The sequence below is a fragment of the Chitinophaga agrisoli genome (genome assembly GCF_008386695.1).
Classification (GTDB): domain Bacteria; phylum Bacteroidota; class Bacteroidia; order Chitinophagales; family Chitinophagaceae; genus Chitinophaga; species Chitinophaga agrisoli.
The window spans coordinates 1-398 of record NZ_VUOC01000173.1; the positions used below are offsets into that span (position 1 = coordinate 1).

1 pseudogene is annotated in these 398 nt (G+C 57.5%); it reads right to left on the bottom strand.

Going from position 1 to position 398, the window contains the following annotated elements:
- Window positions 1-229: 229 nt before the first annotated feature.
- Window positions 230-398, bottom strand: a pseudogene (locus F0L74_RS34855) (cold shock domain-containing protein); the annotation flags it as partial.

The window sequence follows — 398 nt, forward strand, 5'->3', positions numbered from 1 at the left end:
GGAAAAAACAGCGCTGAGATGGTACAACGCCTCCATCTTGACCCTCATCTCCTTGTGCACCCCCTTGGTTGGGCGGGGGTCCACGACGTCCTAATCCTCCTCTGCGTGGAGCTCCTTCACCGCCTCGTCCGCCACCTTGACGAGGGAAATATTGGCGGTGGTAGCCACGGCGCTTGTCTGCAGCATAAGGTGAGCCTTTTACTGGCTCACCACCGGGACCAGTAACACCAGCTGCTTCAAAGCCTTTCTCCCCGGCAACCACGGCAAACTCCACCGCCTCTCCGTCGCCGACCGAGCGCACAGCCTTACGTGGGTTGTTACGGGCGATGGCAGTCTGATGCACAAACACATCTTCCTTGGTGTCATTCCTGTTGATGAAACCATATCCACTCTTGACG